Below are 5,022 nucleotides of genomic sequence, written 5' to 3'. Positions count from 1 at the left end.
GACGGCATCGGTAACTACAGCGCTGCAACTGAAACGGGTATCCGCCCGGACAGCACAGACGGCACAGTCACGTTTGCCGCAGGCCAAAATGGTCAGGCAGCCGTACTGGATGGTACGAACGGTATTCGCTTACCTGACGGCATCATCGATTCCTATGATTACACAGTGTCTATGTGGCTGAACGCCTCGCAAACCACCATCTTCACGCCGGCATTATTTGGTGATGCCGGGGCGAATGGCTGGATCAACCTGGCGCCGCACAGCTGGGATGGCAACATCATGCTGTGGAGTAACTCTGCACTGAAAGGCGCTAACCCATGGTTTGATGGTATTACTGGCGTTCCAATGCCACTGAATACCTGGACCCACGTTGCATTCTCGGTAAACAAAGGCATTGTTAAAGTGTTTGTAGACGGTGTGCAAACTACTGAAATTGGCGGCTTACCGGACATCTTTACGGGCCAGAATGCGACATTTACTCTGGGTACGAACCCGTTTGATATCCCGTTTGTGGGTATGATTGACGACGTTAAGTTCTATGACACGGCATTGACTGCAGGTGAAGTGAAGAACCTGGACGTTACCCCACTGAGCACCTCGGAATTGCTGGCATCTGCACAAGAACTGCTCGATTTGGGTGATATCAGCGCAGTGGTTTCTGACCTGCCAATGACGGTATCTGGCCCTTATGCCTCAGCAATCAGTTGGGAGTCTTCGAATCCTGCTGTGGTAAGTACTAAGGGGGTGGTGACACGTCCGGCCAACGGTGAAGACGATGCAGTTGTTACATTAACAGCAACAATCACACTGGAAGGCTCATCGGTAACCAAAACGTTTGAAGCAACAGTACGTGCACTTGGTCTGCCGGATCCAGTGGTTCACTACAGCTTCGATAACGAAGACTTAACTGATGATACTGGTAACTTCGACGCGGGCACAACGACAGGCGCATTGCTTACCGAAGCTGGCGGTGCAGCAGTGTACGCAGACGGTATTGCGGGTAAAGCCCTGGATATGGACGGTACGTACGGTGTGCAGCTACCTGACAACCTGATTGGTGACAACACTTATGCGATTTCCGTGTGGTTTAACCCGGATTCACTGGCCCTTTATTCGCCCGTGTTCTTCGGCTACGCCAACACCGACAGCTGGATCAGTATGATTCCAGGTGGTCACCACGGTGCAAGTAACGCAATGGTGTGGTCTGGTACAGCATGGTATGACGCCTTTACTGACCAGGTACTTGAGACTGGTTCCTGGTATCACATGGTTATGGTGAACAACCAGGGCGACATGACGATTTACATCAACGGTGAAGAGGGCTTCAGTGGCGCAGGCTTCCCGGATGTATTCTCGCCAGTGTCAGTGACGTCATTCTCGTTAGGTGCAAACTTCTGGGATGCCGCGTTTAACGGCCAACTGGATGAGGTGTACGTATTCGACGATGCACTGACCGCCACCGATGTAATGCAAATTTACAATGCGCAAAAGCCCGAATAGGCGCGCATTACGCTAATAACCTAACCGGCACTTCGGTGCCGGTTTTTTCGTTTTCTCTGTTTTTTAATTTAAGGATTATTATGCGACAAATCAGTTTAGCATTGGCCATGGTTGCCTTGACTGGCTGCTCGGGCGAATCTGAGGTAAATACCCCGGCCCCGACTACAGCGCTGGAAGCCAATAACCCCCTGTTTACCGATGTTTTTACTGCCGACCCTGCAGCGTTAGTACATAACGATACAGTCTATCTATATACCGGTCACGATGAAGCGCCCAACAACGACGTGTTCTTCCAAATGCATGACTGGCTGGTATTCAGCTCTACCGACATGGTGAACTGGGAAGCCCATGGCCCTATCATGAAGGCCACCGATTTCGCATGGGCGAAAGGTGATGCCTGGGCAGCACACATGGTAGAAAAAGACGGTACCTTTTACTTCTACACCACCGTTCGTCATAAAGACGACAAGCCAGGATTCGCCATTGGTGTCGCAACGTCAGACTCGCCTACCGGTCCGTTTAAAGACGCCATCGGCAAGGCATTGATCACCGATGATATGACCAAGCATACGCCAAACGACTGGGACGACATCGACCCCGCCATTTTCATTGAGGAAAATGGTGATACCTATATGTTTTTTGGTAATTTAGTTCCCAAGTACGTGAAGCTTAAAGACAATATGATTGAGCTTGACGGTGAGATTAAGGTACTCGATTTACCCAATTACACCGAAGCGTCGTGGGTACATAAAAAGGGCGATAATTATTACCTCAGCTATGCCTGTGAATTCCCGGAAAAGATTTGTTATGCCATGAGTAAGAGTATTCATGGCCCATGGGAATACAAAGGCATTCTGAACGAGATCGCGGGTAACACAGAAACCAATCACCAGTCGATCATCGAGTTTAAAGGTAAAGATTACTTCATCTATCACACAGGTGCAGTGCCGCCTATCGATGGCAAACCCAGTGGCGGCCGCTTCCGCCGTTCAGTTGCCATAGACCCGCTTTATTACAACGAAGATGGCACGCTTAAACGCGTCGTCATGACAACGGAAGGTATTCAGCCTTAAGGAGTTACATCATGAAAAGCAAATTGCTGGTAGCCACGTTATTCGGCGTTGGTTTGTCATTCGGCTGCGTGTCGGAACAACACGACGTCACCCTCACTGCGAACCTGAAAGAAACAGGCCCGCTGTTACATAAAGACATCTACGGGCAATTTGCCGAGCACCTTGGCCGGGGTATTTATGAAGGGATTTATGTAGGACCCGACTCAGATATTCCCAACACCAAGGGGTTTCGCAATGATGTACTCAATGCATTAAGAGCAATAAAAGTACCGCTGGTGCGCTGGCCCGGCGGCTGCTTTGCTGACGAATACCACTGGCGCGACGGCATCGGCGATCCAGATAAACGCCCGGTTAAAGTAAATACCCACTGGGGCGGTGTGGAAGAAACCAACGCAGTAGGCACCCACGAAATCTTCGATTTCATTGAACTGCTAGGCGCAGATGCCTACATCAACGGCAATCTGGGCAGCGGCAGCGTGCGTGAGATGGCGGAGTGGGTCGAATACATGACCTCCGACAAAAACTCCACACTGGCCAATGAGCGCCGTAAAAACGGCCGTGAAGAACCCTGGGATATCGCCTATTTCGGCATCGGTAATGAGAGCTGGGGCTGCGGCGGTCACATGAGCCCGGAGTACTATGTCGATTTGTACAATCAGTACGCCACATTCATCAAAACACCACCGGGTAAAAAACCGAAGTTGGTTGGCAGTGGCGGTCACACTGAAGACACAGAATGGACAGATGTACTGAGTGCGAATATCGAACGCAATATGAGCGGTATCAGCTACCACTTCTACACCTTGCCTAACAGTGACTGGCAAAACAAAGGTCATGCTACTGAGTTCAACAATGACGATTGGTTTGCCACAATGGAACGCACCTATCGCATGGACGACTACCTGAAAGCTAACATTGCAAAGCTGGATAAAAATGATCCGGAAGGCAAAATTGGTCTTTACGTGGATGAATGGGGCACCTGGTATGATCCGGAACCTGGTCGTGAGCCCGGCTTTCTATATCAGCAAAATACCTTGCGCGACGCGGTTGTGACTGCAGTTAACTTTAACCTGTTTAACAAATACGCCGAACGCGTCCACATGACCAACATTGCGCAAATGGTTAACGTATTGCAGGCCATGGTGCTCACTGACGGTGCAGATATGCTGGTTACCCCGACCTACCACGTGTTTGGTATGTACAAGGTATTCCAGGATGCAACCGCTATTCCGTTTACCATCGACAGTGATGTGTATCAGCACGGCGAAAAGCAACTTCCCGCAGTAACTGCGTCTCTGGCGAAAGGCACAGATGGCCATGTATATTTGGCACTGGTGAACTTGGATCCGGAGAACGAAGCGAGTATTGCACTTAACTTCAGCAACGCTAACTTCAGCAAGTTAACCGGTGAGTTGCTGACTCACGATGCCATTACGGCAAAAAACACCTTCAAGCAAAAGGAAGTGGTTAAACCTGCCGCGTTTACAACGTCGCTAAACGACTTAACCTTACCAGCAAAATCGGTCTTGGTTGGTCGCCTTCAATAACCATCTAAAAAACTATCGGGTAGAAACGGCTTAATCCAGGCCGTTTTCTGCTTGTTCATTCTTATCAGTCAGATGCGGTTTACCCTTCAGATATTGCCGTCTGAAATGCTTAAAATAACGACTGAGTGCATCTGCAGACTTTCCTTCCCCGGCTAATCTGAGTACTTCTATACCCACTTCTGCTGTACACAGCTGATAATCGTGCGCGGCTTCGCGCAGCATGTAATCTGACTGCTCAGAGGGACTCACACCTAGCACCGGCAAGTGCTGTAAATATGCACTCTTTTTAAACATCTTGCGGGCTTCACGCCAGGTACCGTCCAACATGATAAACAAGGGGATTCTACTCTCTCCCTTAGATGCAACACTGCTAATACATCTCTCGGGTTCAGCATACTCGTGCGGGAAGATAATCATTGGCATGTAACGCGGGTCTTGCAGTAAATCCAGTAACGCCTGCTGAGGCTCGGTACGGTGCCAGGTAAACGCGAAGTTAGCTTTCGCGACATCAGCAATAAGACGCCCGGTATTCGACGGCTTATAACACTCCCCTTTAAACATTAAAAACAGAAACGCGCTGTCAGCCGTTGGCGATGGTACTGCATCACACATACAGTCCTGAACCGGTAACAGACAACCCTCGCAGCGTTTTACTTTACCACCACGAGCAAGGAAGGGTTTTGTTGATGCCGCCAGTTCTCTCTGACGTAAGGCTAATATGGCGTTGTGCAAGGCAAGGAACTTAACAATGAAGGAAACGGGAGTATAGCTGATGTCACCACTGAATAGCAGTAGTTAAGACAATGGATACACAATGAGGTGTGAAATAAACGCAGGCCCGGTAGGGCCTGCGAAAAATTGCGTTCAGACGTTGTTTACAGACGTCCAACCAATGTCAGCAT

4 protein-coding genes are annotated in these 5,022 nt (G+C 49.6%); 3 read left to right on the top strand and 1 reads right to left on the bottom strand.

What is annotated here, in order from left to right; translation table 11 throughout:
* From AC4MRN_RS05805 to AC4MRN_RS05795, 3 genes are all read left to right on the top strand, one after another.
* Window positions 1-1,500 (top strand): LamG-like jellyroll fold domain-containing protein (locus AC4MRN_RS05805; RefSeq protein WP_491202741.1); only part of this gene is annotated, 1,500 nt, incomplete at its 5' end.
* A gap of 107 nt (window positions 1,501-1,607) precedes the next feature.
* Entirely contained in the window at window positions 1,608-2,573 is a 966-nt protein-coding gene (locus tag AC4MRN_RS05800; protein ID WP_217653444.1) for a glycoside hydrolase family 43 protein, read from the top strand.
* Between the two features lie 11 nt (window positions 2,574-2,584).
* A complete protein-coding gene (locus AC4MRN_RS05795; RefSeq protein ID WP_370165681.1) occupies window positions 2,585-4,120 on the top strand; it encodes an alpha-N-arabinofuranosidase in 1,536 nt (511 codons plus the stop codon).
* Between the two features lie 30 nt (window positions 4,121-4,150).
* Here the strand turns inward: AC4MRN_RS05795 and AC4MRN_RS05790 are convergent, their stop codons facing one another.
* Window positions 4,151-4,852: a tRNA-uridine aminocarboxypropyltransferase gene (locus tag AC4MRN_RS05790; RefSeq protein ID WP_491202740.1), complete on the bottom strand. Its 702-nt coding sequence runs from the start codon at window positions 4,850-4,852 to the stop codon at window positions 4,151-4,153.
* Between the last annotated feature and the right edge of the window lie 170 nt (window positions 4,853-5,022).

This window comes from Marisediminitalea sp. (genome assembly GCF_984433645.1).
This window is presented reverse-complemented; position numbering and strand designations above follow the sequence as displayed.

What these genes read in the sequence shown, in the direction of transcription:
- AC4MRN_RS05800 (WP_217653444.1), top strand. Translation starts at nt 1,608, where the DNA reads ATGGTTGCCTTGACTGGCTGCTCGGGCGAATCTGAGGTAAATACCCCG.
- AC4MRN_RS05795 (WP_370165681.1), top strand. Translation starts at nt 2,585, where the DNA reads ATGAAAAGCAAATTGCTGGTAGCCACGTTATTCGGCGTTGGTTTGTCA.